This is a genomic window from Paenibacillus sp. PAMC21692 (assembly GCF_014303795.1).
Taxonomy (GTDB): Bacteria; Bacillota; Bacilli; order Paenibacillales; family Paenibacillaceae; genus Pristimantibacillus; species Pristimantibacillus agaridevorans.
The window spans coordinates 3,220,286-3,246,746 of record NZ_CP060293.1; the positions used below are offsets into that span (position 1 = coordinate 3,220,286).

Sequence of the window (26,461 nt, forward strand, 5' to 3'; positions counted from 1 at the left end):
GATGTATAATTTGTTGATCGTGGATGACGAGGATATAGCGATTCGCGGGATTCGCCATGGCATCGACTGGAGCGATACAGAAATTGCGGAGCTCTTTGTCGCATATGACGCGGAAGAAGCCAAAGAGCTGATGCAGGAGCATCGGATCGATATCTTGTTATCGGACATCGATATGCCCGGGGACAACGGCATTGAATTGCTTCGATGGGTAAATGGGAATAAGCCGGATACCGTGACGTTGTTCCTGACAGGCCATGCGGATTTTGTTTATGCTCAGCAAGCGGTGCATCTCGACTGCTTCGATTATTTGCTCAAGCCGATCGATCATGCCCAGTTAAAACAATGTATCGCGGCCGCCGCGAAAAAGGTAAAGGAGCAGCGCCAGCTCGTCGAGATCAAGGATACGTTCGCGATGGTATCCGAGCAGTGGAGACAGCAACGGCCCGCCATGGTCGAGCGGTTCTGGCAGGATTATCTGCATGATCGCGTACAGGCCCATCCAAGCAGGCTGGAGCCGATTCTGGTGACCTATGACATCCCGCTGCAAGGAGACAGTCTCATCCGTATTATCGTCGTCAGCATCGAGCAATGGCGAGAGGAATGGTCGGCGAGAGACGAAGCGATTATGACTTATGCGGTCAAGAAGGCAGCCGAGGAACTGCTGCTCGAGGGGCGTGCCGGGACCGTCGTGCAGGAACCGAACGGCATGCTCTACGTTATCGACTATCACCCTCATCCCGAAGAAGAATCCGGGCTTGAGTCGCGTTGTCTGCATCTGATCCAGCAATGCCGTACGCTGCTGCATTGTCAGCTGTCTTGTTACGCCGGCTCGCCGGTCTTGCTGCAGGAAGCGAGGGCGGAAGCGCAGAGGCTGCTGGAGCAGGAGAAAAACAATGTCAGCCAAGGCGGCACCGTATGGCTCCATGCCGAACCGGTCAAAAGCAAAAGCATTTACACCGCGTTTGAATTCCCGTTTGCGGATTGGAGTTCCTTGCTTTCGCTTGGCAAACGAACGGAGCTTGCGTACCGAGTGGACGAATGTTTCGACCGGCTGCTGGAGCGCAAGGCGAACTATACGGAACTTGCTTCGTATTATTTTGGCTTTATGCATATGCTGTTCGGCTGGTTAAACGAGAGAACGTTGCAGGCATCCGACGTATACCCGGCGAACGAGTGGGAGGACGGCGCGGCCGCGCTGAAGTCGTTGTCCAAGCTGCGGGCTTGGACCCACCGGATCTGCATGATGACGGCCGACTATTCGTCGAAGAATGGCAAGTCGGTATCCAGCGCCGTGGAGAAGGTCCAGCAACATATGAAGGAGCGTCTACACGAGGATTTCAGCCGTGAGCAGGCCGCTGAGCTTGTTTATTTAAATCCGGCTTATCTCTCCCGGCTGTTCCGCAAGGAAACGGGACTGACGTTAACCGACTATCTGGTGGAGCTCAGAATGGCCAAGGCGAAGACGGAGCTGGCGAATACGAACAACCGGATCAGCGATATCGCCGTATCGGTCGGATACTCCAACTTTTCGCATTTCTCTCAGGCCTACAAACGCGTCACGGGACTTACCCCGCAAGAGTACCGGAAAAAGTTTCAAAACGTATAAAGGAATAGATAGAAAGCGGACTTTTTGAACTACCTCTAAAGTCACAGCGCCGACAATGCGGTCATTACGCCGACAGATGTCGGCTTTTTTTTTATTTAAACTAAAGAAGTAGCAAGCGAGAAACAGGAGGAGGGAAGGCGATGGACATTCTTTACGGCAAATTTCAGAGGAGCGTCTTCCGCAAATACTGGATGTTCTATCTGATGATGCTGCCCGGAATCGCCATATTGGTCGTCAATAACTACATTCCGATGTTCGGCATTCTGATCGCGTTCAAGAACATCAATTACACCGACGGCATACTTGGAAGCCCCTGGACGGGCTTGCGGAACTTCGAATATTTGTTCAAAACGAAGGATGCCTGGATCATTACGAGAAACACGCTGCTCTATAACGGAAGCTTCATCGTGCTGAATCTGATCGTGCCGCTCGCGTTCGCCCTGATGCTGAACGAGATGAGAAGCCGATTCCTGGCGAAGCTGCATCAGACCATCATGTTCCTGCCTTACTTCCTGTCAATGGTCGTGGTCAGTTATCTGGCTTTTGCCTTCATGAGCGACGAACATGGATTCCTGAATACGACGCTTCTGCCGATGCTGGGACTGGACGAGGTGAAGTGGTATTTCACCAAGGAGGTGTGGCCGTACGTCCTGCCGCTGGTCAACACGTGGAAGTGGGTCGGCTATTACACAGTTATCTACATGGCCGCGATCATTGGCATAGATGAGGAATATTACGAAGCCGCAACCATCGACGGAGCCAGCAAGTGGAAGCAAATGACGCGAATCACCATTCCGCTTATTACGCCGGTTATCGTCATCATGACGCTGCTTCAGATCGGGCGAATCTTCAACGCCGACTTCGGACTCTTCTTCCAGGTACCAAGGGAGTCAGGCGTATTGTTCCCGGTGACGAACGTCATCGACACCTACGTGTACCGAACGTTCCTGACCGTTGGCGATATCGGACTATCTTCGGCCGCGGGGCTGCTGCAATCGGTCGTCGGCTTCACGCTCGTCTTCCTGTCCAACTGGATCGTTCGGCGAATCAATAAGGATAACGCATTATTTTAGGAGGTGGCCAGCATGGAAGCATCAGTAGTGGAGAAAGCGCCAAGCGCCTCCAATCCCCAAAACAAGTTATCGTTGCCGGCTTCGGCGGGCATCCATCTCTTCTTCATTCTTTATTCGCTGCTCTGCATCATCCCGGTCATTCTGATCATTATGGTATCCATCAGCGATGATTCGACGGTTGTACGCGAAGGTTACCAATTCTTACCCTCGAAGTTCGGTATGGAAGCGTACGAATTCCTGTTCAAGGATGCCCGGCAAATTATTCGCTCGTACGGCATCTCCATCTTCGTTACGGTTGTCGGCACGCTGTCGAGCTTAATCATTATGGCCCTGTACGCATACCCCATCTCCCGGAGCGACTTTCCGCATGCGAAGCCCTTTACCTTCTTCGTTTTCTTCACTATGTTGTTCGGCGGCGGTCTTGTTCCGTGGTACCTTGTCTACGTGCAAATGCTGGAGCTGAAAGACAACATTATGGCGCTTATTCTGCCCCTTGTCATCTCGGCCTTTTTCGTCCTGATCATGCGCACCTTCTTTATCACAACCATCCCGTCGGCGGTGCTGGAATCGGCCAAAATCGACGGCGCTGGCGAGCTAACCATCTTTATGAGAATCGTCCTGCCGTTATCGCTGCCCGTGCTGGCCACCGTGGCCTTGTTCCAGACGTTGACGTATTGGAACGACTGGTTTCTCAGCCTGGTGTTTATTACGAAGGATGCCAATATTACCGTGCAATATCTGATGTACAAAACAATGCTGAACATTCAATTTCTTGCGAACAACAGCACGGCGGCCGCGGCGATTCAAGCGGCGGGCGGGACGTTCCGGTTTCCGAGCGAAACGGTGCGGATGGCCATGGTCATCATCGGCGTCGGCCCTATTATTTTCGCTTACCCGTTCTTCCAAAAGTACTTTGTGAAAGGGCTGACGGTCGGCGCGGTCAAGGGATAATCCCGCACTTATAGCATTGGCTTGAGCTAGCTGACGCTAGTTAAGCATAAATTCATTATTCCATTCGGGAGGTCATAACCATGACAAAGAAAAGTCGAGGAAAATGGGTATCGCTGCTCTTGCTCTCCATGATAACGGCATTAATCGTATCGGCATGCTCGGGCAACAGCGGCAGCGGCAAGGAGACGGAAGCGACGAATAAACCGGAGCAGAGCGAGGCGACCGGCGGGGAAGCAACCGCAACCGAAGCGCCGGATGAGCTGAAGCCGCACAAATTGACGCTGGTCTACCCGGGTACGCCGCAGACGGACGAAGCCGTCGTGGAGGAAGCGCTGAACAAGCTGCTGACGGCAAAGATCAACGCCACAATCGACCTCATGCCGATCGACTGGGGCGCATGGGACGACAAAGTCAATCTGATGATCGCGGGCCGCGACGTCATCGACATCTATTTCACCGCGCAATGGAACGGTCACGCGAACAACGTTTCCAAAGGCGCATTCATTCCGCTTAATGATCTCATCGACCAATATGGCCAAGGGATCAAGGAAACGCTTGATCCCGCTTTTCTGGAAGGCGCCAAGATTAACGGCAAAAACTACGGAGTCCCTACCAATAAGGAGCTGGCTTCGGCCGGAGGCATCGTATATCGCAAAGACGTGACCGACGAACTTGGCATCGACATGAGCGCGGTCAAGGAGCCCAAGGATCTCGACGCGGTATACGCGGTCGTGAAGGAAAAACGTCCCGACCTTGTGCCGTTGTATACGACCGGCGCTGTCTTTAATGCCCACTACTTCGGCAACTATGACTTCTTGGGCGATTCCACTATCCCGGGAGCGCTTCTGAAGGATGAGAGCGGCACGACGGTAGCCCCGGTCGAAGATTCGGCAAGGTATCTGGAGTATCTGGCTCTGGCACGGGACTTCTACGTGAAAGGCTACATTAACAGCGACGCCGCGACGACGCAGGTTGCATCCGCGGATGCCTGGAACGCGGGCAAAGTATTCTCCACGGTAGAGCCGATGAAACCGGGCAAAGATGCTGAAATCGCCAGCGCTGCAGGTATTCCGGGCAAAACGGCGCAAATCATCATGACATCGAAGACGGTCGCAACTTCCGAGACGGCGGGCTCCATGCTGGGCATTTCCTCGACATCGACGAATCCGGAGCGGGCCATGATGTTGATCAACCTGCTGCATACGGACAAAGAAATCAATAACCTTCTGAACTTTGGCATCGAAGGCGTTCATTATACGAAGAACGGCGAAATCATATCGCCAACCGGTAAAACGGTCGATTATTCCCCGGGCTCCGCGTGGATGTTCGGCAGCCAATTCCTCAACTACGTATGGGATACCGAAGCCCCCGACAAGTGGGAGCAATTCAAAGAGTTTAATGAAGGAGCGATCTCCTCGCCCGCGCTCGGGTTCGTCTTCGACAGCGAGCCGGTCAAATCCGAGGTCGGCGCCCTTGCGAACGTTATCCGCCAGTTCCAGAAAGCCGTAGAGACGGGTTCCGTCGAACCGGAGCAAGGATTAAAGGAATATCGTCAAGCGCTCAAGGACGCCGGCATCGACAAGGTCATAGCCGAGAAGCAGAAACAATTCGACGACTTCCTGGCAAGCAAGTAATAGAGGTAGTCGAAAGCAAAGGCTATTATGCTGAAAACCGAACCTCGACCTCCGCCGATTGCGGGAGGTCGGGGTTTTTCGTTTCTCCAATCGCAACCCAACCTTCCCGGCAAGCGTCTAATAGTTAACCAGGTGCTGGAAGGGGAAGGTCGAAATGAAAAAAACAGTTATTTTGATCCTGTTATGCGCGTGCTTGGCCTTAGCGGGTTGCAAGGGCGGTCAGGCGGAGCGGGAGTCCAATGCAGTTACCCCGCAGCCTACTTTGCAGACGATGCAGACGGTGTCCGTGACACCGGTCCCAACGTCAGAGAATGAGACGACAGGAGCGATAGACAGGGTGGAGACGGAAAATGGTTTTCGGCTCGCAACCGATGGGACGTACAATCCCTTTCAACTGTTCACGGCAGCCAGCGACGAAGGGACATCGTATGTCGTACACGTACTTACAAGCAACGAGTCGCTGGAGCATGGTGTCCGGTACGGGGCCATCGCCGCAGTAGTCCATCCCAATAGCGGAGAATTTCGAACCTATCCGCTCTTTAGCGCCATAATCAATGACAGCTACGCGGCTCACTCGATAGCGAAAGCTTACGGCATGCTGGACAGCCGCCATCTGCTGTATATCGCTGTTCATGACGCGAACGACGAAGGAGAGGTTCAATCCTATAGTGTAGAAAAGTTGGATATTACATCCGGCGAAAAGACCATAATCGTACCCGCAATCCAGGAATTGGACTCGATATCCCAAGAAGAGCATTTTGCGCCGGGATGGATGACGACATCCGGCGAATCGCTCGTGTTAAACAGTTATTCGGAAGGAAAGCTGTGGGCGATAGATATCGCGGACGGCGAAGTACGGCAATTGCCGAAACAAACGAAGCATAGCTGGCCTTTTTTTCTAACATCGGTATCGCCGGACGGCGAATTGATCTGGCATTTGGACAGTGACAATAGTCGATTCGTGTTGCTGGATTTAGAAGGGAACGAACGATCAACCGTCCCTTTTTCTTCGGAGGCCATCAGGGGGCAAAACGGCTGGTTTTATTGGAGCCCGAACGGAAAGTACGCCATATTCGATGACTCATCCGCCTCCGAGCAAAACCCTGTTATTTATGAGGACTCCGAATTCTCGGTAAAAGCGATGAACAAGCTGAACATCTATACGAGGGAAGGAAATGGACGGAGCATCATGTTCGATCGGAGCAAGGGGCAATTCGTTGAGGTTGCCGGATGGCTCGGGGCAGAGGATGAGTATGCGGTGCTGCGTTTCTATGATGTGGAGGGCGCTTCTGCATCGCTTGTACCGGATAGCGTCAGCTTCTTGCTTCTTCATCTGCCGACCGGCGGGTTGACGTCTCTCCAGCCAAACGCGGATAGACTGCCTGGCGAGAAACTCGAGCTCGCTTCTCTCTATAAAAGCAGGCCAGGCCTGCGGGAGCCGCTGCTGCTGGTAGATTTGGACAGCCATAATTACGTGCTTCTGTCAGACAGCGGAGCTTGGGCGAAGCAATCCTCTAATGAAGCTTCAAAACGAGCTTGGATTGAGGCGGCGTCCCAACTAGGAGGCACGCTTCTGCATTGGGAAGGAAAGGATGACACTCGGGGACTCGAGAAGGAGAGTCTCGTTTTGCAAGAGAATGTACGGGAGATAAGTTTCGCGGGAGAGAATTGGATCGTCACGGAGGATATGGTCTACATTCGAATGGACTGATATATTGCTTTTTGATTGTGATCCATTAAAATAGAAGTAGCTGGAATGAAACGGAAAAAGATGGGGGAGAGCGTCGATGCCATGGAGACACTCGAAAGGTTCAATTGTTCGCGCTCTGTTGTTGGCGCCAATGATGCTCTCTTATCTGTTGCTGCTTGGAAGCTGCTCTTTGCCAAATGAAAATGAAAGCGCTTTTCAAAGCGGTGCGCACACGAATCAGCCTCATGAGATGGCAGGACCGTACACGATCAAATTCGTGTATACGGGAGCGGGGCAGAAGGATGAGGCGGCGGTAGAAGCTGCTATTAACGACTACCTGAAGGGCAAGCTGGACGCCAGGGTCGATCTGATGCCGATTGATTGGGGACAGTGGGAAGACCGAATCAATCTGATGATTGCTTCCCGCGAGAAGGTGGATGTCATCTTTACGGCGCAATGGAACAAACATGCGGTCAATGTCGCCAAGGGGGCATTTCTGGAGCTCTCGGAGCTGCTGGAGAGCTACGGGCAAGGGATTCTGGGCAGCCTGGATCCCGCTTTCCTGAGCGGTTCGAAGATCGATGGAGGCAATTACGGCGTGCCCACCAACAAGGAGCTGGCCGCGCAGGGGGGCATTATCTACCGGAAGGATATCGCGGAGGAACTGGCTATCGATATGTCCCTCGTCCACACGATTGCGGACTTGGAGCCTGTCTTCGCCCGAGTAAAGAGTATGAAGCCGGACATGACTCCTATATATATGAAGCAAGGCGAAACGTTTAACGCGCATTACATCGGCAACTACGACTCGCTTGGCGATACCTCGATTCCCGGCATCCTGCTCAAGGACGGAGACAGCACCGTGGTGAGGCCGAACTACGAGACGGAACGATACGTGGAGACGCTGCGAATTACGCGCGACTTCTATCAGAAGGGCTACATTAATAACGATGCGGTCACCAACGGCACGATGAATATGGACGCGCTTATGGGCGGCAGCGTATTCTCCATTACTTCTTCGCTAAAGCCAGGCAAGGCTGAGGAAATTGCCATGGCGACAGGGCTGGTCGGCAAGCTGGCGCAGAGGGAGCTGAATGCCAAGACGATCTCCACCTCGGAGACGGCGGGCTCCATGCTGGGCATCTCTTCGACGTCGCAGCGGCCGGATCTGGCGATGGGGTGGATCAATCTTCTTCATACGGATCGCGATCTCAACAATTTGGTCAACTACGGGATTAAGGGCATGCACTACGAACAAGCGGGAGACGGCATCATTAGACAAACGGACCGTACGCAGGACTACAATCCTTCTTCGAACTGGATGTTCGGCAATCAGTTCCTGAACGACGTATGGGATACCGAAGATCCGGACAAATGGGAGAAGTTCCGGGCGTTTAACGAAGGAGCGCATCTGTCTCCAGGACTGGGCTTCGTCTTCGACAGCGCTCCTGTCAAAGCCGAGGTGGCAGCCGTCGTTAACGTGGACCGTCAGTACTTGAACGCGCTGGATACCGGCACGGTGGATATCGACCATGTGCTACCGCAATACGAGGAGAAGCTGAAGTCGGCGGGGATCGCCCGGATTATCAAAGAGAAGCAGAGGCAATTCGACGCTTATCTGGCGGAAAAATAGAATCAAACGGCTATACGGTCAGCAGACGCAGAAACGCCGCGGAACGCGAAAGATCGCGCGCCGCGGCGTTATTGGTTGTTGCTGAGTTCATACTTATAATAGAAGCAATTTTTTAGAGGACGCTGCCGCCGAAGATCATGCGGTGTTCCCACTGCGTGCCCTTGACGGAGTCGACGCGTACGCCGCCGCTTTTCTTGGAGTAGGTGTGAAGAATGCGGCCGTTGCCCAGGTAGAGACCGACATGCGTCACCTTCTGCTTCGACTTGCTTAATTTGCTGTAGCTGGATGCGGAAGAACCTTTATAAGACATAAAGAACACGAGATCGCCGCGCTTCAGGCTGGACCAGCTTGTCTTTACGGTAGAATTTTTTTTCACCCACGCAGCTTGGGTTGCGGACGAGCCGGGGATGGTTACCCCTGTTGCCTGCTTATAGATATGTTTTACGAAGTCGGAGCAGTCAAACGTCCGCGTTGTGCTGCGGTTCGAGCCGAATTCGTAAGGCGTACCCATATATTTGCCGCCGAGCTTGATCGTTGCTTCGATCTTCGAAGACTTGGATGCGCTTGCCGTAGCGGCATGGGCATGTCCATCGATTGGAAGCGGGACGACTCCGGTTGTCAGCAAGGCTGTTGCGACTACGCTGGCGATCAGGCTTTTCTTGATTATATGTTGTTTCGTAGTTGTCATGTATTATGCACCTCCTGGTTGATAGCTATACCGTAACATGGCAGGAAAGCGTTTATAACCTGCAAAAACTGGGTCTTTACCCAATTCCGCTTCTTAAGACGGGTTGGCGACTCGACCAAAGTCTAGTTCAGAAAGTGCCGAAAGTCTGTTTTGCCAAGGCTTTAAACCATCTATACTAAGTACATAAGCAAGAGCAACAAGATTTAACGCGGAAGCGAATATGAAGAAATTCTAATTGTAGAGAGGAGAGAAAGTTGGAGATGAATGGAAAAAGCGCACTTGGCGTATTACTGATTATCGTAGGCGGACTAGCTGCCTTGAACTTTCTGAACATCGACTTCGGCCGGATTATCGGCTTCCTGATTCCGTTTATTCTAGTGGGCTTCGGTATTCTGGGGTGGATGAATAACAAAAGGCTGATCGGCGGCATTCTAATCGGATTGGGCGGCATCATGCTGCTAGGCAAGCTCGGCGGTCTGCTGATGCTGATCCTGGCAATCGGATTGGTTGTAGCAGGCGTATCGTTGTTCAAAGGCGGAAATCGGAGAACATATTAAGGGATAGGCGGATGAGCGGCCGATACGCCGCTCGGAACCTTCGAGGAGGATACAGAGATGAGCATCGTAAGACGAATTCGCGACATCACCGTCGCAACGCTGAACGAAAGGCTGGAGAAGGCCGAGGATCCGGTTCGGATGATCGATCAATTCCTCTGGTCCACCAGGGAAGATATCATTCAGGCAGAGAAGCTGCATCAGCAATATACGAATCACTCCAATCACCTGAGAGCTCAGTGGCTGCAGGCCGAATCGCAAAAGGAACGCCGCGAACAGCAAGCGATGACCGCTCTCAAGGCGGGCGAAGAAAATATGGCGAGGTTCGCGCTTCACGAGAAGGCGACGGCTGATGAACGAGCGGCTCAATACAAGGATTTGTTCGAACAGAGCAGACAGCATACATTGGAACTGGAAGAACAGCTTCGCGAGATGCGCAGCGAATATCAAGCGGTCTATGACAAACGCGAATATTATGCGGCACGCATGGAATCCATCAGGCTTCAGCAACGCTTGAACAGCCGCTTCGGCGGTTATGGAGAGAGCGGCCCGCAGCCAGGGGCGATGTTCCGCCGGATGGAAGACCGCATCAACGACCTGGAGACGGAAGCAAAGAGCATCCGGGACGTACGCCGAATGGGGCATGAAATGGAAGGCTCTGGCCTTGGAAGCACGGTTAAATCGGTGATCGATAGAGAGCTGGATGAGTTGAAGCGTAAACTTCAGAAGGAAGGATGGTCATCTTGAGAAAATTATATCGCTCTACGCGCGACAAAAAGCTGCTGGGTCTGTGCGGCGGACTCAGCGAGATGTTAAACGTTGATGCTACTTTGCTCCGGATTCTGCTTGTCGTCGTGACGATCTTTACGAGCGGTACCGTCATCTTTATCTACCTCATCGCAGGTATGGTTATCCCGAAGGAGCCGCCGATCCATGGCGGATACGGTCACGGCGGATATGGCCCCGGACCCGGCCCTGGAGGATACGGCGGGTACGGCGGTGGCCATAACGGCGGCTACAATAACGGCGGTTACAATAATGGTGGATACAGCAACGGAACATATGGCTCCGCCAGCGGGCAACAAGGTCCATACAATGCGTCGTATGGAACATCGACTCCCCCTCCTCAGGACAAGTGGGGATACCGCAAAGAGGATCCTGCAGCGACACCCGGATTCGACAGCATGATGGACGATCTGGAGAAGAAGGCGTTAAGACGTGAAATCGACGAATTAAAATCCAAAATCGCGAAGTACGAGAAGGGAGAATAATATTATGGGAATCTTCAAAAGAATGAAGGATATGACGAAAGCATCGGTAAATGAGGTACTCGACAAAATGGAGGATCCGGTAGTCATGCTGAACCAGTATCTGCGTGACATGGAATCCGAAATTCATCAAGCTGAAGTAACGGTTGCCAAACAAATGGCGAACGAGCGCCGCATGAAGCAGCGTCTTGACGAGTCGGTACGCAGCGCGTCCGACCGCGAATCGAAGGCGGAAGCGGCATTGCGCGCCGGCCAGGAAGAGCTTACTCGCAAGCTGCTGGAAGAGAAGCTGTATTTTGATCAGAAGGTGACGGAATATATCGATCTCCATGCACAAGCGAAGGCGCAAGCGGAAGAGCTGATGCAGCAACTGCACGGCATGAAGGAAGAATTCTACCAGCTTCGCAACAAACGCAACGAGCTCGCTTCTCGCGCTCAAGTTGCCAAGGCGCAGAAGCAAATGGCTCAGCTTAGCGCGAACCACACCATCGACAGCGGTTCTGCTTCCCGCGGCTTCTACCGGATGGAAGAGAAAATTATGCAGCTGGAGGCGGAAGCGGATGTTCTTCGCACCCCTTACGGCAGCTACAGCGGCGGTTCGGCTGGATCCACGCCGGTCAGCTCGGCAGATTTGGAGAAGCGCATGAAGGTTGACGAGCAGTTCGAAGCGCTCAAGAGCAAGCTGAATGCGGGCAATGCCCCTGCGGCAAACAACGACGCAACTGAATAATGAAGACGAAATGGGGAAAGCGGCGGACCGGAGACGGTCTGCTCTTTCCTGCTTTGCCACGTTGAACAACCTCATATACAATTACATAAGGAGCGTTCCAGATGCAAGCAGAACAAGATAAGCGCAGCCAGGGCGATGAAGGTCCAAAAGCAGCCCGTAAGCGCAATAACGCGGAGACGGTACTTTGGCTGCTCATTATCGTCAGTCTGGCGGTCATCGTTCTGCAAGGACTCGATGTAGTGGAGCTATACACGCTCAAGGGCAAATGGGCCGTCATGGGATTGATCGGCGTAGGCGGCGGACTTGTGGCCGCAACGATTATGAGTTATCTTCAAAATTCCAAGTTGAAGGCCGCGCTCAAGAGACTGACGGAGCAGCAGCGCAAACGTCCTTCGTATACGGTAACGATTGATTCCAATAATCCCGATGCCGTTAGCCCGGATGAACTTGCCGATGATCCTAATTGGAGGGAAAAGGTCAGGTTCACCGCGGTCATCGAAGAGAGGCAGCGTCTGGCTCGCGAGCTTCATGATGCTGTCAGCCAGCAGTTGTTCGCCATCTCGATGACGGCTACGGCTGTCAGCCGTACGATAGAGCGTGACTGGGAACGGGCGAAGCGTCAAGTGCAGCTCATCGAGGAAATGGCGGCGGTGGCGCAATCCGAGATGCGGGCGCTGCTTCTTCATCTAAGGCCAGTCCATTTGGAGGGCAAGAACCTCGGTCAAGCGCTTAAGGCTTTAATCGAGGAACTGCAGCAAAAGATACCGATGGAAATTACGCTCGAAGTCGACGAGACGATTACTCTGCTGCCTGCAGCGGAGGATCATCTCTTCAGAATTGCTCAGGAGGCGCTGTCGAATACGCTGAGGCATTCCAAGGCAGACAAGATGCATATCCGCCTGATGCGTCTCGACAATCGGGTTCATATGACCTTGCAGGACAGCGGCATCGGATTCGATCTGGAAGTGAAGAAACAAACGTCTTACGGCCTGCTCACGATGGAGGAACGCGTAAACGAGCTTGGGGGCAGCATGCAGATGATGTCACAGCCCGGCGAAGGAACGACGATACATCTGTGGGTGCCGGTAGACGGCCAAGTCAAGACCGGAGCTCAATAAATCAAGGTTGCGAAAAGCGGAGTTCCGGATGGTAACAACCTACTAGGGGAGAGATGGAAGTTATGGAGGCGCCAATCAAAGTGCTGCTGGTCGACGATCACGAGATGGTGCGTATCGGACTTGCAGCCGTGCTGGATACAGAGGATGGTATCGAGGTAGTTGGAGAGGCCAGCAATGGCCCGGAAGGTATACGGCTGGCTACGGCTTATAAGCCTGACATTGTATTGATGGATCTGGTTATGGAGGGCATGGATGGCGTCGAGACGACGGCCAAGCTGCTGGAGCAGCATCCGGATTGCAAGGTTATCGTACTGACGAGCTTTATCGACGACAGCAAGATCTATCCCGTCATCGAAGCGGGAGCCTTCAGCTATCTGTTGAAGACATCCCGCGCAAATGAAATCGCCGAGGCAATCCGCGCGGCGGCGCGCGGCCAATCCGTGCTGGAGGCGCAAGTGGCCGCGAAGATGATGAACCGGTTCCGGCAGCCCAAACATCAGGAGAAGGCTCCTTTGCACGACGACCTGACGGAACGCGAGATGGATGTTCTCAAGCGGCTCGCGCAAGGCAAGTCCAATCAGGAGATCGCGGATGAACTGTTTATCGGCGTAAAAACTGTAAAGTTTCATATTACGAATATTTTTAACAAGCTGGATGTGGACGACCGCACGCAAGCCGCGATCTATGCCCATAAGCAGGGAATTGCGGAGTAACAAAAAAAAGCTGCGGCATTATAAATGTTTGGCGGCCTGGGAAAGAATGTACGCGGCGATTTCCTCGGAATCGTTAATGCTACAAGCGGGCAGCCCGTTCAATCGCTCGGAGACGGCAGGGAGCGACAACGCCTCAGGCCATAGAATGACGGCGGTTATATGAGATAAGCTGGCGAGCAGCTCGGCGTCGCTTGCCTCTCGTACGAGCACGAGCTTCGGATGGTTCTCTCTTTTGAACCCTTCAACCAGGATGATATCGACGTGCTGCATATGAACTAGCAATTCGGCAAGCGATGACGGTTTGTTGCTCAGTATTGCACTACGTCTCGAAGAGGAGATGGCCGTTATGTCGGCGCCTGCCTGTTGATGCCGCCAAGTATCCGTGCCAGGTTCGTCCATGGTGAAATCATGAGCATCGCTTTTGACTGTGCCAACCTTATAATTCCGCTGCTTCAGCAGCTCCGTCAACCGGCAGACCAAAGTGGTTTTGCCGGTGTTTTTGTGTCCGACGACTTGAATGACGAAGGGGCGGACAAGGGGATTGGCGTGAAGCTTCATGAATTCTTTGTGCTGCGGATTCTCCATTTGGAAGCTCCTCTCGAAATCATTTTGCTCATCTTACCATATTTTTGCGGGAAGATGCGGAATCCGGAGAGATGAAATTGATGCTTATGGCAGGTTGTCTCACTTGCTCTGTGATACAATGGAGGAAGAGAGATGGGCTCAAGTTCAAGGACTTGGAGGAACGTACATGGGGAAAGAGAAGGGGTCATTGGATGGCGTGGAGCGAGTAAACTCGCCAGGGAGCGATGGACGCTTTAACCGGCGGGCGATTACGCCGGAGGAAGCGCAGCGGCGTGTCGTTGCCGCTGCAAGAACTGTCGGCAGCGAGCTGGCGCCGCTGGCCGAAAGCGGCGGCCGCCGCCTCGCGGAGTCGCTGCGCGCGACGAGCGATTGGCCGCCGTTCCCGCGCGCGGGGCTCGACGGCTACGCCGTGCGCGCGGCGGATACCGCGGGAGCGGCGCCGGACTCGCCGGCGTTGCTCCGCGCAGCGGGTGCGGTCGCGGCGGGCGAGCTCGCCGCCGCGGCCCTTGCTCCGGGGACGGCTGCGCGCGTCATGACCGGCGCGGCTGTCCCCGAAGGAGCCGACGCGGTCGTCATGCTGGAGCAGACCGCGGAGGCGTCTCTGGCCGGGGGCGCAGCGGCGGTACTCGTGCGAGCGGCCGCCTTGCCCGGCCAGAACGTGGCGCCCCGAGGCGAGGAATTCCGCCTCGGGAGCCTGCTGGCGGAGCCCGGCACTCTGCTGAGGCCGGGCCACGCCGCTCTGCTCGGCACGTTCGGCTATGCCGACGTGCCGGTGTACCGGCGCCCCCGCGTGGCGATTTTTGCCACCGGCAGCGAGCTGATGCCGGTGGAGGCTCCTGCCGCGCCGGGACGGATCCGCGACAGCAACAGCGCGATGGTCGCGTGGATGGCCGAGCAGAGCGGTGCGGTGCCTTGGCTGTGCGGCACTCTGCCGGATGACCGGGCGGCGGTAGAGGAGGCGCTGCATCGCGTCGCGGAGGAAGCCGACCTCATCATAACGACGGGCGGCGTATCCGTGGGCGACTACGACGTGATGGCTTGCCTGCTTCGGGAGCTGGGGGCTGCAGGAACCCGCGTCTATGGCGCCGAAGCAGACGCAGTGAGGGAGAGAGGCCTCTTGTTCAACAAAGTAGCGATGCGTCCAGGCAGTCCGACTTCGGCCGCGATCTACGAAGGCAAGCTGTTGCTATGCCTATCCGGCAACCCCGGGGCTTGCTTCGTCGGCTTCGAATTGTTCGCGCGCCCGGCTCTGCTAGCCATGCAGGGCTGCACTTCGCCGCTGCCGCGCAAGATAATCGCGAAGCTAGCGCTTTCCGTATCCAAAGGCAGCCCGCATATCCGCTTCGTTCGCTCTCGCCTCCGGTATGGAGAAGACGGTATTATATACGCCGACCCGCTTGCGTTCTCCAAGTCCAGCATGATGGCTTCAATCGCTGATGCCGAGGGACTCGTCATCATTCCCGCCGGCCCGCAGGGGCTGGAAGCGGGAGAATGGGCGCAAGTGATGCTGCTGCCGACGTGAGGGCATGCCCGGCAAGTACGCCGGTTTAAGAGCAAGGACGATTTAGAGAAAGTCCGGCTGTAACGGAAACGCAGCCGTCATTGCTGTCCCGATCTGGAATCGATCATCCACTAGCCTCGAATTCCGGGTAAACGGGAGTTCGGGGTGTTTGGCGTAGCCGGCTAGCTTGCCATCCGAAATAATGTTAATGGACGCGTAATGCCGAAGCTGGTATGGTGATCAAACTTGTGTCTATGCGCCTTGAAGGCGATTCGGAAGAAATGCCAATGGAATCGTAATGGTCGTTATGGCATCATAAAAGGATAGAAGAATTCAAGTCAGGGGGAAGCACGGCGTGAAAAGGCTTTCGATGAGAATCAGAGCTTCCTCGAAGTGGATAACGCAAACACTTCTGTTGTCGATCATTCCAGTCATTTTGTTCGGATCCTTGATCTATTATATGGGTTCGCGGATTGTACAGGAGGAAATTCACCGTTCGTCCATGGAAAGCCTGTCCCAAGTCCGGCATCAAGTGGAGTCCGACATGGTCAATATTGAACAGATGTCGAATCAGATCGCGCTGCAGTCCGATATCATCGCGCTGATGAATATTCAGAACGAGACGACGCTGGGAGCATATCCGCGAACCAACGCCGTCCGCAATCAGCTGTCCCAGATCAAAAACGTAACGGATACGATCCACTCTATTTATTTTTATCATATAGGCCAACAAATCATCGTGAACCACGATATCGTCTCAAACGTGAATGAAAGGCGCGTGTTCCGCGATGTATCCTGGCTGGATAACGTAGACGATATGATCGCCGCCAGAAGTCTCCAGAAGTGGGTGGCTCCAAGGGAAATAGTCAGCTTGAACGGCGAAGCCACCTCGACACTGACGCACATTCGTTTGCTGCCGATGCTGTACAAGGAACCCAAAGCGGTCATCGTCGTTAATATGAAACCCGACTTTCTGCAACGGACAATCTCCAGGTTTCCCCTGAACGCGGAAGGCAAGCTGTTTGTAATGAACAAGGAAGGGCAGCTGATTGCCCGTATTCCGGATGAGAGCGGGGAAGGCGACAAGGACGATGCTTTACTTCACGAGATGGGCCGGATTTCGCAGGAGGGCGTCCGGACGACGAGGGTCGGCGAACATTTCCTTTCCGTGCTCCGATCGGACAAAAACGGGTGGACTTACGCCATTGCGGTGCCAGCCTACGTGCCAAGGCAGCCGGTAGAAGAATTCAAGCGAATCATAATTATCATTACGGTTGTTTTGTGCTTGATGGTCGTATACTCCGCCTATTTCACGCACAGTAAATTTCAGCGAAGCATCCGATCCATTCTGGAGAGGTTATCGTCGGCCCGTCCTTCCGAAGCTCCGCAGCTGCAAGGAGATGCAATTGCGGTGATGGAAGAGGGCATTAATCGGCTGCTCGCCACGGTCAAGGAAGGACAAAGCAAGCGGGACGTACACCTTTCATTCCTGAGATCGCACTATCTTCATTCCCTAATACACGGCAACGCAGTCGATGTGTCGCGGCTGGCCAAAGAGATTGACAGGAGCGAGTTGTTCCCGCTCGGCAAGCTGTGCGTCATGATCGCGCAGATGGACGAATCGGGGCAAAGCTCCTTCCGGGCGGAGCGAGAGCTGTTTCTGTTCGCGGTGTCCAATATCGGAACCGAGCTGAACAAGCTGCAGGAGCAGGATGGATCGACGTTCCGGATGGAATCCATTATTACGGATCGGCACACGGTGCTGATCGTTAATTATTCCGATGACGCGGATAATGATAAGCTTCCGGTGACGCTTGCGGATCAGCTTCGATCGGTCGTCAAACAAATTCTGAAGCAAACGATTACGATCGGCGTAGGCACTGGCGTCGATTCCGCCCACGATCTCGCTTATTCCTACAGGGATGCGCTCCAGGCGCTTCGCATGAATGTGGCCAGCGCCTATGACGAGGTTCTTCCCTATGCCAATATGACGCTGGTTGCGGAGAAGCTGGTTCATTATCCCTCAGCCGAGGAGCAGGAGCTGCTCCATGCGCTCCGTTCCAGAGACGGCGCTCTTGCCGAACGGAGTTTGAAGGCGTTTCGCGACGAGTTGGACGGCGAGCACGCATCGTTGCAGATGGCCAAAACCTTTTATTTGCAGCTGCTGGTCGCCGTGATCCGTTTGGTGCAGGAGTATGAGGAGGATATCGTAGCCGTGTTCGGCGAAAATCCGTACGAATCCTTTTTCCGCATGGAATCCGTTCCCCAAATCGACAACTGGTTTCGAGAGTGGCTGATGAGTCCGATTCTGCGCTACATGGACTCCGTCAAGCGTCGCAAGACGGAAACGATCATTAGGCAAACCGTCGATATGATCCATGACCGGTATTCGTCCGATCTTTCGCTGCAGATGGCGGCGGACGAAATGGGGATCAGCGTTTCCTATCTGAGCAAGTTGTTCAAGGAAGAGCTGGGCGAAACCTTTATCGATTATGTGACCCGGATCCGGCTGGAGAAAGCGCAAGGGCTGCTGGTCGAAACCGATCTCAACATGGGGCAAGTGGCGGAAGCCATCGGCTATACGAGCGTGCAGCAGATGTTCCGCGTGTTCAAGAAGAAGCTTGGCATGACGCCGGGAGAATACAGAGAAAGCGCCAAAACGAAAGAAACGGAATAACGTCTCCGGCGTCGCCAACCCGCGATGCCGGAGTTTTTTGCGTCCTGACGGCCATTACGGCAGCACGAACCTATTTTTTATGGCTGTTGCGGCCCTCTCGGAACGGGGAGAAATCAATTCAAAAAGTGTCAGTAGCGGCGAAATGCACATTACGGCTACATTGATGTCAGGCGGTTGCCGAACTAACCAAACGTTAAGGAGTGATGGGGTGAGACATAGCGGAATCAAGGCAACTCTTCGTTCCTACGCGTCGAATAAATATTTGATTCTCATGTTTTTGCCGGGTTTTTTATTGTTTCTGCTATTTCAATATGTACCGATGTACGGCATTCTGATCGCCTTCAAGGATTTCAAAATTTTGGAGGGCATCATGGGAAGTCCCTGGGTGGGCTTCAAGCACTTTCAATATCTGTTTGCGGGCGAAGGGTTTACCGACGCGCTGCGAAATACGGTGATCATCGCTTTGCTGAAATACGCTTTTGTATTTCCGGCTCCCATCGTGCTCGCCATATTGCTGAATGAAGTGCGGCTGAGCTGGTTTCGGAGGAGCATCCAGACCATTACGTATTTGCCGCATTTTTTCTCCTGGGTTATTCTCGGCGGCATTCTGTTTACGTTCCTCGGGCGCGACGGAGGATTCAACCGGATTTTGGGCTACTTCGGCTTTCAGCCGATAAGCTGGCTAATTGAACCATCCTACTTCTATGGCATCATCGTCGCGACGGATATCTGGCAAAGCGTGGGCTGGGGTTCCATCGTCTATTTTGCGGCACTGGCGGGCATTGATCCCACCTTGTACGAAGCGGCGATCGCAGACGGCGCCAGCCGATGGAGAAGGATCTGGCATATCACGCTGCCGGCCATTACGCCGGTCATTACGATCATGCTGCTGCTGTCGATCGGCAATTTCCTGTCCGTCGGCTTCGATCAAATCTACAACCTGATGACCGCCACCACCTCCAAGGTGGGCGATATTCTGGATACGTACGTGCTGCGCAGGCTGCTCACGATGAATTACGAGCTTGGAGCGGCGGCGGGCGTGTTCAGCTCGACCTTCGGATTGCTGCTGGTCATTCTCGCCAACCGTTTGGTCAAGCTGTACGATAAAGACCAGGGCATCTGGTAGAGGGGAGAGACAACATGCATCATCGCACAAGAAGCGAAAAAATATTCGACGGCATCAACATTCTGGCTCTCCTGATTCTGGCTTTTGTGACGCTGTATCCTTTTTTATATACGCTTACGATGTCGCTCAGCACGCCGGTCGACGCGAAGCTGCCCGGCCTGCATCTGTTCCCGATGCGTCCGACGCTGGAATCGTACGAGAAGGTGTTCGCCCAAAGCGGAATCGCGCAAGCCTTCCTGAATACGGCGCTGCGAACGGTCGGAGGTGTCGCATTGGTATTGCTATTTACGTCATTGTCGGCGTATCCGCTATCCCGCAAATCGTTTCCGCACCGCAGCCTCATTATGAAGCTTTACGTCTTCAGCATGCTTTTCAGCGGCGGACTTATCCCGATGTATTTGCTGATCCGTAATTTGGGACTGCTCAACAGCATGTGGGCGCTTCTTCTTCCGGGCGCAGTCAGCGCGTTCAATCTGATCATTATGCGCAATTTCTTCCAAGCCATTCCGGAGGAAATTATGGATTCGTCCAAAATAGACGGAGCTGGAGAGCTTCGCACGTTCACCTCGATCGTGCTTCCGCTGTCGCTGCCGGTGCTTGCGGTGGTGGCGCTATGGTCGGGCGTCAGTCATTGGAACGCCTGGTTCGACGCGATGATTTATATTCATGATATGGATAAGCAAGTGCTGCAGTTGTTCGTCAGACGAACCGTTATCGAGGAAAGCGACGCGTTGGCGACCCAGGCAGAGCTGCTGCATGCCACAACGTATTCCAAGGAAACGTTAAAAGCCGCAACCGTCATGATTGCGACGCTGCCGATCCTGTGCGTCTATCCGTTTATTCAACGCTTCTTCGTCAAAGGCATCATGTTGGGCTCCGTCAAGGGATGACAGGTATGGGCGCGCCAATATGCCGATACACGGCGGCAGAGTGCCCGTTCCGCACAATTATCGGTATCAAGTCGCAAGACTTCGTACAATAGATGCAATCCTACATTACGAATGGGGGAACTTCAAATGGTATTGAGAAAAGGAAAAAAGGGCTTGGCGTTGAACGGTATGGCGCTGATGCTGGCAACGACGCTCGTTATGGCAGGCTGCTCCGGAAACTCCGGCAATGGGGCGGAGCCGTCGCCATCCGCATCGCCGGGCGCAAGCCCGACACAGGAAGCGGCGGGGGGACCTGAGCCGGTCGAGTTGACTTGGATGGTCAACGATGTGATGCTGCCGGATTCATTCGGCGAGAAGTTTGTGGAGGAGAAGTTTAACGTCAAGCTGAATATCGTGTCCATTCCGCGCGCGGATTACGCCCAGCGCCAGCAAATTATGATGACGACGGGCGAAGTGCCGGACGTCATGATCGTCATGGACCCCAATGAAATGAAGAAATATGCGGATCAGGGCTTGCTCGCAGAGGTACCGATGGAGCTGATCGAACAATATGCGCCGCGCACCAAAGCGGAAATCGACAATAATGCGCCGCAAGGCTGGTTCTATACGGAGCACAAGGGCGTCAATTACGGCGTGCCGACGTTGTTCGGCGGCAAAAACACGACGCCGATCGCATGGCGCGTCGACCTGCTGGAGAAAGCGGGAGTAACCGGCATACCGGAAACGATCGACGAAATGACGGAGGCTTTTGAAGCGCTGAAAAAAATCGACGTTTACGGCATGACCTCCAACGGCAATTCCGATTATGCGGCTTTCCAGAAAATATTCGGCGCGTTCGGCGTTATGCCAATTCAGTGGACGGTAAAGGACGGCAAGGTGACAAACGGCGCCGTTATGCCGGAAGCCAAGGAAGCGTTGACGCTGCTCGCCGATTGGTATGGCAAAGGGTATATCGATCCCGAATTCGTGACCGGACAAAATTTGGGCGAAAAGTTTATCGACGGCACCTTTGCTTTTAATGACAATGCCAGCATATTCACCACGGACGAAAGCAACCCCAACTCCGCGGTTTCCGCGCTGAAGGCGATCAATCCGGATGGCAAAATCGAATTCGGCGCGTTGCCGAAGGGGCCTAGGGGCGAAAGCGGCGGATGGTCGTGGGGAACGGCGGCCAACGGCATGTCGTTCGGCGCTCATATGAAGGACCAGCCGGAGAAGCTGCAGCGCGCGCTCGAAATCATCGATGCCGTCATCAACGACGAAGAGGCGTATGTGCCGCTCGCTTACGGGACGCAAGGGACGCATTGGGATTTCAAGAACGGCACGGACCTGAAGGAAGGCGTCAAATATTTGCCGCCGTACGACGATGCGGTCAAGATGCGGGAGGAAGGCATTAAAGTTGGAGAAACGTTTTTCGGCGGACGCCCCAACTTCGAAATATTTTACAAATATTACGGCGACCAGCTTCGGGAGATCAATGAAAAATATGCCGCGAACCCTGTTGCCGATATTTTCGGCAAACCCGACATCTTGCCTTCGGCCGGACAATATTGGGGCGAGCTGAAGAAGCTGAAAATCGAAGCCTACGCGGCCATCATTCGCGGAGATCAGCCTATCGACTATTTCGACAGCTTCGTGAAGCAATGGAACGACATGGGCGGAGAGCAGTTGCAGAAGGAAGCGCAGGAACTGTACGATTCGCTGCAATCATAATGGACGCATAGCTATTGCAAAAGTCGGGCAGGAGACGCGTCTCCTGCCCGAACCTGTAGAATCGACCTTGGAGGGGAAACCATGGGGGCAACGGTATACGAATTAAAGGATCATTTGAATCATCAACAATATGAATGGCCGCTGTCGCTGGTGCGATATCCCTTGCGGCTCCAGCCCGGCGAAGCGCATCCCGGCAGCTTGGCGCTGCGGGATGGAGACGGTCTTCGGGTACCGGTGCAGCTCGTCGGGGCCGAACTGTCAGACGGCTTTGTCATAAGCGGGGAAATCGCTTTTCTGGCCGATCTGCCGAGAGGCGGGACGCGGCGTTATGAGCTGCATTACGGGGCAGCTCCGGAGTCTGTAGCGGATGAAGAGGAGCATGAAGGAGTGAGTGAGTCCCGCGGCATGGCGGTGCGGGAGGATGGCGACGGCATTCGCTTCGGCAACGGGTTGATCGAGGTTGCCGTGCCGCGTGCCGGCAGCGCGCTTGCGGGAGCTGGCGGAGATAGGACGGCGCCCGGATGGGCGAAGGCTGCGAATTCGGCGAAGACCGCCGAGTTGAGGACGACACGGCCGGATTCCGGTGAGATTTCGCCGGAAGCTGTCGAGTCGCAAGAGGTGTTCGGCCTGTATCTAACGAACGGCGGCAAGCTGGCCACGGCGCGACTGGCGAGCGGGCATCGGCTGTGCGCGGTGCAAAGCGAATGCATCTCCTCCGGCGCAGTCCTGCATGAGCATCGGATCACCTTTCTGTGGGAGAACGACGCGCGGTACGCCCTAACGATCCGTTTGGCGGCGGAAATGCCTTTTGTGGAGCTGGAGGAGCAAATGGAGGGGGCGGCCGGCAGTCGGCTGGATATCGAATGGACGGGCTTGCAGCCGACCCGCCGCTACACAAAAAGTCGAGGCGACGAGGCGATTGACGCTTATCTCGGCGAGCGGGGGAAGCTGCCGTTTCGCATTATGCCTTACGACAATTTCCTGTCGTGGCATACGGGAAGATCCGCCGCGTTTGTGGATGAAGGGGAACGGCTGGCGGTCGGCCTGTTCCATGGCGATCCCATGAAATGGGACGACGGGGAATATGCGCTCTGGAGATCGTCGGATACGCTGGCGATTTCGTTCCGATACGGGCAAGCCGGCCTGGAAGAAGGCGAAGAAGGGAGATTGATTTGGTCCTATCCGCTGGCCTCGGGCGTCCGGGCAACCAAAGTGGCGGTGTACGACCCTGATCGGAAACGTGCGGCCCTGTCGACTGCAGCGCTCAGGGTTCCCGCAACCGGGGACGGTCTGCCGTTGATCGACGAGCTCGCATTGTGGCATAGCTTCCTGCCGCTTGACAAGGTGAAGGATTGGGTGCTGGATTGGGAGGAACCGCAGGAGCAATATCCAAGGTTGTTCGATCCGGAGCAACTGCCGAAGGCGGGGCATATGTGGTATTTTGAACTGCATGAGGCGCCGAGGCCGGAGGATATGGAGGAAATCGTCGACAAGCTGTCCTTCAACTTCAACCAGGTGGAGGGCACCGCGCCGGTGTCGAGCAGGGAGTTCGCGTTCTGGACGCCGGTCTTCGACCTGTCGGCCAGAGACATGACGCGTGAGCAATTCCGCCGCTTCAAGGCTGCCAGCGCGTTGATGGCTTATGTGCGCGAGGATGAATACGTGGCTCCCATTCATACGATGTTGTCGGGCCATCCCAATTTCCTGGTTGACTACAAGGCGGTGCTTGGCTATATGTCGGCGCTGTTCCCCCATCACCCCCACGCCGGTCGTTGGATGGCCCATTACGAGAAGGCAATGGCGCTGAATTTGAAGTACCATACCCGTCCCGATGTAGCACCATGGAATGCCGAAGGCGGCCGCTGGACGGAAAATCTGGGCTGCTACGTCTGGGCGGCGCTGGTACCGATGGTTCGGTCCGCATGGTGTCTACGCAAAACGTATGGCGAAAGTACGCTGCTGTATCCTAATTTGGCGAAGCTTGGGGGTTGGCTGCTGAGGAGCCTCAGCGCTCCGCTGGCGGGCGGTCGCTCCTATCCGCCGCAGGGGGCGCATTCCGGCGTCCATAACGATCCGCTGCCCCCGTCTTATGCAATTCGGGTGCTGGGAGAAATGATGATGGACTACGATCCGCTGCTGGCGGAGCAACTGCTCGCGGTATGTCCCGCGGAGGCTCCCGGTTTCGAAAGCGGGGACCATTGCGACGTTTGGCGTATCATGCTGCAAGGCGAATACCTGTCCAATCCCGGTACGCCGCCGCAGCTGAAGTCGGCGAAATTCAACGGCTACGGCCACGTTCTGCGCTCCGCGATCGGGACGTCCGGCGAGATGTCGGTGCACTTGCAGCAGATCGACGAAGGCCCCAACTATCGCTGGGGACGTTCGGGCGACGGCGGCAACGGCGTCATTTATTATTACGCGGACGGCAAACGATACAGCTACAACCGTCCCGAGGATGTCGGCGACGATAACATGGGGACGGGAGAAGGCAGCACGACCTTTGCCGTGCTTGACGGGCATGAATACAAGAGCATCGGACGCAACGAGCTGACGGGGGCGCTGCATGACTTTGGTTACGCGCAGTTTGCCGAGCTGGCGGCGGGGCCCGCCGCGAGGCCGCATTACCGCTCCCGCAGCGTGCTGATGTCCGGCAACGACTATATCGTTATCTACGACGAAGTGGCGGATATGCGGGTACGGGGGCGCTTCTCCTGGTTCTCGCATCGCGACGACCCGTTCCCGGCCATTTACCAGTTGAAGCCGGGCGCATCGCCTTCACAGGTCACCTTGGCAGGGCCGATAGACGGGCCGCAGGTTCCGGCGGGACAATATAAAATCAATCGGAAGGCGCATGGCTATCCCAACGGCTCTGTCGGACGATATTATGACGGCTTCGGCGATTTCCTGACGGTCGTGACGCATCGCGGCGAATGGCAGCCGCAAATCAAGGGCGTCAAGGCGACGCGATACGGCGCCGTCGTGGCGATGGTCGGCAGAGAGGACCATATATTCCGCAGCGCAACGCGCATTCGCCACAACGGCGATGACCTGGCGTTCGACGGCTATGCGGGCATCGTACGCCGCTATGGCCGGGGGCATGTCGAGGCGGCGTTGTTCCGCGGCCGCTTCATCGCGGCGGAGGGCATCAAGGCGACGATACTTCCGGGGGAAGCGCCGGACCGTGGGTCCGCAACGGACGCGGCGATGGCAACGGCGGGCGTCTCGGCGGAAGCGCTGGACTGCGGCGTAACGGAGGCCACGGCGAAGGCAGAGTCGAGCACATTAGCGGAAGCCGTAGACGGCAGTACCATAGCGGGCGCGCCGGGTCCATCGGTAGATTCGCCGTACGGCGGCAGCTTGCAAGGCGCAGGAGCATTCGAATTTGCGACGGTTAGCGGCTTGCTCAGCGGTAGCTCCTCTTCGGCGATTCCGCTTGTCGTTCGATTGGAGCTGCCCAACTCCCGGGTGACGGGACAGCATAAGCTTTACGTGGACGGTAAGGCCCACGAAGCGAAGGCTGCGGTCGGCAACGAGGCAGGGGAGAGTGTGACCGTGCTGGAATTTGTTCTTCCGGCAGGTCGGATGGAATGGCAATGGACGGATGGCGATGCCGTGCCGGGAAGATTTGGAGCGATCCGCATGTCGCTGGCTTCGCCACATGAGGCGGAGCTAGAATGGGACTCGGCAGAGGGTGCGGACCGCTACGAGCTGGCCGTCAGCAAGGACGGCTGCCGTTCGTGGAAAACGGCAGCCGACGATATTCGCGGCCAGCATTACCGGCTGGAAGGGCTGATTGCGGGAACGAAGCTGCATGTCCGGGTCCGCGCATGCCGCGGGCAAGCGACTGGGGACTGGAGCGAGCCTTACCCGATCTATCCGTCGGCGCAACCGCCTGCCGCTCCGCAAGGGCTGCGGCTGCGGCGCAGGGACGGAGCAGTGGAAGCGACATGGGGAATGGTGCTGGGCGCGCAGCGGTATCGGCTGTATCGGCGGAAGGCGGAAGGCGGCGAAAGCGTGCTGCTGTACGAGGGGACGGAGCGACGCTTTCTAGACGACAGCATTACGGCGGATGAGATGGATTGGGTCTATAGCGTTGCATCGGTAAACGGCAACGGGCAAGGTCCTCGCTCGCGGGACCGGGATACGGTTCCGGGCGGACTAATCGATTGGGATCCCAAGCCGGATGAAACTTTCCGCCGCTACATCCGCAGCCACGAATACGGGCATAACGGGTTTGATTATTGGGAGAACGTGAAGAAGGGCAGCTTGCCGCCCTATCCGCAGTCTTGAGTCAACGGGGAGGACGATACG

20 protein-coding genes are annotated in these 26,461 nt (G+C 55.3%); 18 read left to right on the forward strand and 2 right to left on the reverse strand.

Going from position 1 to position 26,461, the window contains the following annotated elements; genetic code table 11:
• The first annotated feature begins 1 nt into the window (after position 1).
• The 6 genes from H7F31_RS12590 to H7F31_RS12615 all read left to right on the forward strand — a co-directional run bounded on the left by H7F31_RS12590 (position 2) and on the right by H7F31_RS12615 (position 8,587).
• The gene (locus tag H7F31_RS12590) at positions 2–1,606 is read left to right on the forward strand and encodes a helix-turn-helix domain-containing protein (RefSeq protein WP_187104459.1); all 1,605 of its coding nucleotides are present in this window, start codon (positions 2–4) and stop codon (positions 1,604–1,606) included.
• Positions 1,607–1,746: 140 nt separating this feature from the next.
• Positions 1,747–2,679 carry an ABC transporter permease gene (locus H7F31_RS12595; protein ID WP_087570075.1) on the forward strand — a complete coding sequence of 311 codons (933 nt, stop codon included), beginning with the start codon at positions 1,747–1,749 and terminating at the stop codon, positions 2,677–2,679.
• A gap of 12 nt (positions 2,680–2,691) precedes the next feature.
• Positions 2,692–3,630, forward strand: a complete 939-nt coding sequence (locus H7F31_RS12600; RefSeq protein WP_187104460.1) for a carbohydrate ABC transporter permease — start codon at positions 2,692–2,694, stop codon at positions 3,628–3,630.
• 80 nt (positions 3,631–3,710) lie between these two features.
• The gene (locus H7F31_RS12605; RefSeq protein ID WP_187104461.1) at positions 3,711–5,264 is read left to right on the forward strand and encodes an ABC transporter substrate-binding protein; all 1,554 of its coding nucleotides are present in this window, start codon (positions 3,711–3,713) and stop codon (positions 5,262–5,264) included.
• A 154-nt stretch (positions 5,265–5,418) separates the two neighbouring features.
• A complete protein-coding gene (locus H7F31_RS12610; RefSeq protein ID WP_187104462.1) occupies positions 5,419–6,975 on the forward strand; it encodes a TolB-like translocation protein in 1,557 nt (518 codons plus the stop codon).
• 76 nt (positions 6,976–7,051) lie between these two features.
• A complete protein-coding gene (locus H7F31_RS12615; RefSeq protein ID WP_187104463.1) occupies positions 7,052–8,587 on the forward strand; it encodes an ABC transporter substrate-binding protein in 1,536 nt (511 codons plus the stop codon).
• A 112-nt stretch (positions 8,588–8,699) separates the two neighbouring features.
• Here H7F31_RS12615 and H7F31_RS12620 read toward each other — a convergent pair whose 3' ends face one another.
• Positions 8,700–9,275, reverse strand: coding sequence for a C40 family peptidase (locus tag H7F31_RS12620; protein WP_187104464.1), 576 nt, complete (start codon positions 9,273–9,275; stop codon positions 8,700–8,702).
• Positions 9,276–9,535: 260 nt separating this feature from the next.
• On the opposite strand from H7F31_RS12620, the gene H7F31_RS12625 reads away from it, so the two are divergent.
• The 6 genes from H7F31_RS12625 (at position 9,536) to H7F31_RS12650 (ending at position 13,658) form a co-directional block, all read left to right on the forward strand.
• On the forward strand, positions 9,536–9,832 hold the full coding sequence (locus tag H7F31_RS12625) for a LiaF transmembrane domain-containing protein (protein WP_087570081.1): 297 nt from the start codon (positions 9,536–9,538) through the stop codon (positions 9,830–9,832).
• Positions 9,833–9,889: 57 nt separating this feature from the next.
• Complete coding sequence (locus H7F31_RS12630) at positions 9,890–10,576, forward strand: PspA/IM30 family protein (RefSeq protein WP_187104465.1); 687 nt, start codon at positions 9,890–9,892, stop codon at positions 10,574–10,576.
• Positions 10,564–11,100: a PspC domain-containing protein gene (locus H7F31_RS12635; RefSeq protein WP_087570083.1), complete on the forward strand. Its 537-nt coding sequence runs from the start codon at positions 10,564–10,566 to the stop codon at positions 11,098–11,100. The genes H7F31_RS12630 and H7F31_RS12635 overlap by 13 nt, the downstream gene beginning before the upstream one ends.
• 4 nt (positions 11,101–11,104) lie before the next feature.
• Complete coding sequence (locus H7F31_RS12640) at positions 11,105–11,827, forward strand: PspA/IM30 family protein (RefSeq protein ID WP_087570084.1); 723 nt, start codon at positions 11,105–11,107, stop codon at positions 11,825–11,827.
• Between the two features lie 101 nt (positions 11,828–11,928).
• Positions 11,929–12,945, forward strand: a complete 1,017-nt coding sequence (locus H7F31_RS12645) for a sensor histidine kinase (protein ID WP_187104466.1) — start codon at positions 11,929–11,931, stop codon at positions 12,943–12,945.
• A 62-nt stretch (positions 12,946–13,007) separates the two neighbouring features.
• Complete coding sequence (locus tag H7F31_RS12650) at positions 13,008–13,658, forward strand: response regulator (RefSeq protein ID WP_187104467.1); 651 nt, start codon at positions 13,008–13,010, stop codon at positions 13,656–13,658.
• Between the two features lie 18 nt (positions 13,659–13,676).
• Here the strand turns inward: H7F31_RS12650 and mobB are convergent, their stop codons facing one another.
• Entirely contained in the window at positions 13,677–14,243 is a 567-nt protein-coding gene (gene mobB / locus H7F31_RS12655) for a molybdopterin-guanine dinucleotide biosynthesis protein B (protein ID WP_187104468.1), read from the reverse strand.
• Between the two features lie 103 nt (positions 14,244–14,346).
• Here mobB and glp point away from each other — a divergent pair, with 103 nt between their 5' ends.
• The 6 genes from glp to H7F31_RS12685 all read left to right on the forward strand — a co-directional run bounded on the left by glp (position 14,347) and on the right by H7F31_RS12685 (position 26,440).
• The gene (gene glp, locus H7F31_RS12660; RefSeq protein WP_261800403.1) at positions 14,347–15,765 is read left to right on the forward strand and encodes a molybdopterin molybdotransferase MoeA; all 1,419 of its coding nucleotides are present in this window, start codon (positions 14,347–14,349) and stop codon (positions 15,763–15,765) included.
• 334 nt (positions 15,766–16,099) lie between these two features.
• Positions 16,100–18,421 (forward strand): helix-turn-helix domain-containing protein, encoded by a 2,322-nt coding sequence (locus H7F31_RS12665; protein ID WP_187104469.1) that lies wholly within the window; start codon positions 16,100–16,102, stop codon positions 18,419–18,421.
• Positions 18,422–18,629: 208 nt separating this feature from the next.
• Positions 18,630–19,547, forward strand: a complete 918-nt coding sequence (locus H7F31_RS12670; RefSeq protein ID WP_187104470.1) for an ABC transporter permease — start codon at positions 18,630–18,632, stop codon at positions 19,545–19,547.
• Between the two features lie 14 nt (positions 19,548–19,561).
• A complete protein-coding gene (locus tag H7F31_RS12675) occupies positions 19,562–20,437 on the forward strand; it encodes a carbohydrate ABC transporter permease (RefSeq protein ID WP_187104471.1) in 876 nt (291 codons plus the stop codon).
• A gap of 126 nt (positions 20,438–20,563) precedes the next feature.
• Positions 20,564–22,150 (forward strand): extracellular solute-binding protein, encoded by a 1,587-nt coding sequence (locus tag H7F31_RS12680; protein WP_187104472.1) that lies wholly within the window; start codon positions 20,564–20,566, stop codon positions 22,148–22,150.
• Positions 22,151–22,231: 81 nt separating this feature from the next.
• On the forward strand, positions 22,232–26,440 hold the full coding sequence (locus H7F31_RS12685) for a fibronectin type III domain-containing protein (protein WP_187104473.1): 4,209 nt from the start codon (positions 22,232–22,234) through the stop codon (positions 26,438–26,440).
• The last annotated feature ends 21 nt before the right edge of the window (positions 26,441–26,461 follow it).

Bases quoted from the DNA above. Each gene is read 5' to 3' on its own strand.
- H7F31_RS12590 (WP_187104459.1), top strand. From the start codon at position 2: ATGTATAATTTGTTGATCGTGGATGACGAGGATATAGCGATTCGCGGG.
- H7F31_RS12595 (WP_087570075.1), top strand. From the start codon at position 1,747: ATGGACATTCTTTACGGCAAATTTCAGAGGAGCGTCTTCCGCAAATAC.
- H7F31_RS12600 (WP_187104460.1), top strand. From the start codon at position 2,692: ATGGAAGCATCAGTAGTGGAGAAAGCGCCAAGCGCCTCCAATCCCCAA.
- H7F31_RS12605 (WP_187104461.1), top strand. From the start codon at position 3,711: ATGACAAAGAAAAGTCGAGGAAAATGGGTATCGCTGCTCTTGCTCTCC.
- H7F31_RS12610 (WP_187104462.1), top strand. From the start codon at position 5,419: ATGAAAAAAACAGTTATTTTGATCCTGTTATGCGCGTGCTTGGCCTTA.
- H7F31_RS12615 (WP_187104463.1), top strand. From the start codon at position 7,052: ATGCCATGGAGACACTCGAAAGGTTCAATTGTTCGCGCTCTGTTGTTG.
- H7F31_RS12620 (WP_187104464.1), bottom strand. From the start codon at position 9,275: ATGACAACTACGAAACAACATATAATCAAGAAAAGCCTGATCGCCAGC.
- H7F31_RS12625 (WP_087570081.1), top strand. From the start codon at position 9,536: ATGAATGGAAAAAGCGCACTTGGCGTATTACTGATTATCGTAGGCGGA.
- H7F31_RS12630 (WP_187104465.1), top strand. From the start codon at position 9,890: ATGAGCATCGTAAGACGAATTCGCGACATCACCGTCGCAACGCTGAAC.
- H7F31_RS12635 (WP_087570083.1), top strand. From the start codon at position 10,564: ATGGTCATCTTGAGAAAATTATATCGCTCTACGCGCGACAAAAAGCTG.
- H7F31_RS12640 (WP_087570084.1), top strand. From the start codon at position 11,105: ATGGGAATCTTCAAAAGAATGAAGGATATGACGAAAGCATCGGTAAAT.
- H7F31_RS12645 (WP_187104466.1), top strand. From the start codon at position 11,929: ATGCAAGCAGAACAAGATAAGCGCAGCCAGGGCGATGAAGGTCCAAAA.
- H7F31_RS12650 (WP_187104467.1), top strand. From the start codon at position 13,008: ATGGAGGCGCCAATCAAAGTGCTGCTGGTCGACGATCACGAGATGGTG.
- mobB (WP_187104468.1), bottom strand. From the start codon at position 14,243: ATGGAGAATCCGCAGCACAAAGAATTCATGAAGCTTCACGCCAATCCC.
- H7F31_RS12675 (WP_187104471.1), top strand. From the start codon at position 19,562: ATGCATCATCGCACAAGAAGCGAAAAAATATTCGACGGCATCAACATT.
- H7F31_RS12680 (WP_187104472.1), top strand. From the start codon at position 20,564: ATGGTATTGAGAAAAGGAAAAAAGGGCTTGGCGTTGAACGGTATGGCG.
- H7F31_RS12685 (WP_187104473.1), top strand. From the start codon at position 22,232: ATGGGGGCAACGGTATACGAATTAAAGGATCATTTGAATCATCAACAA.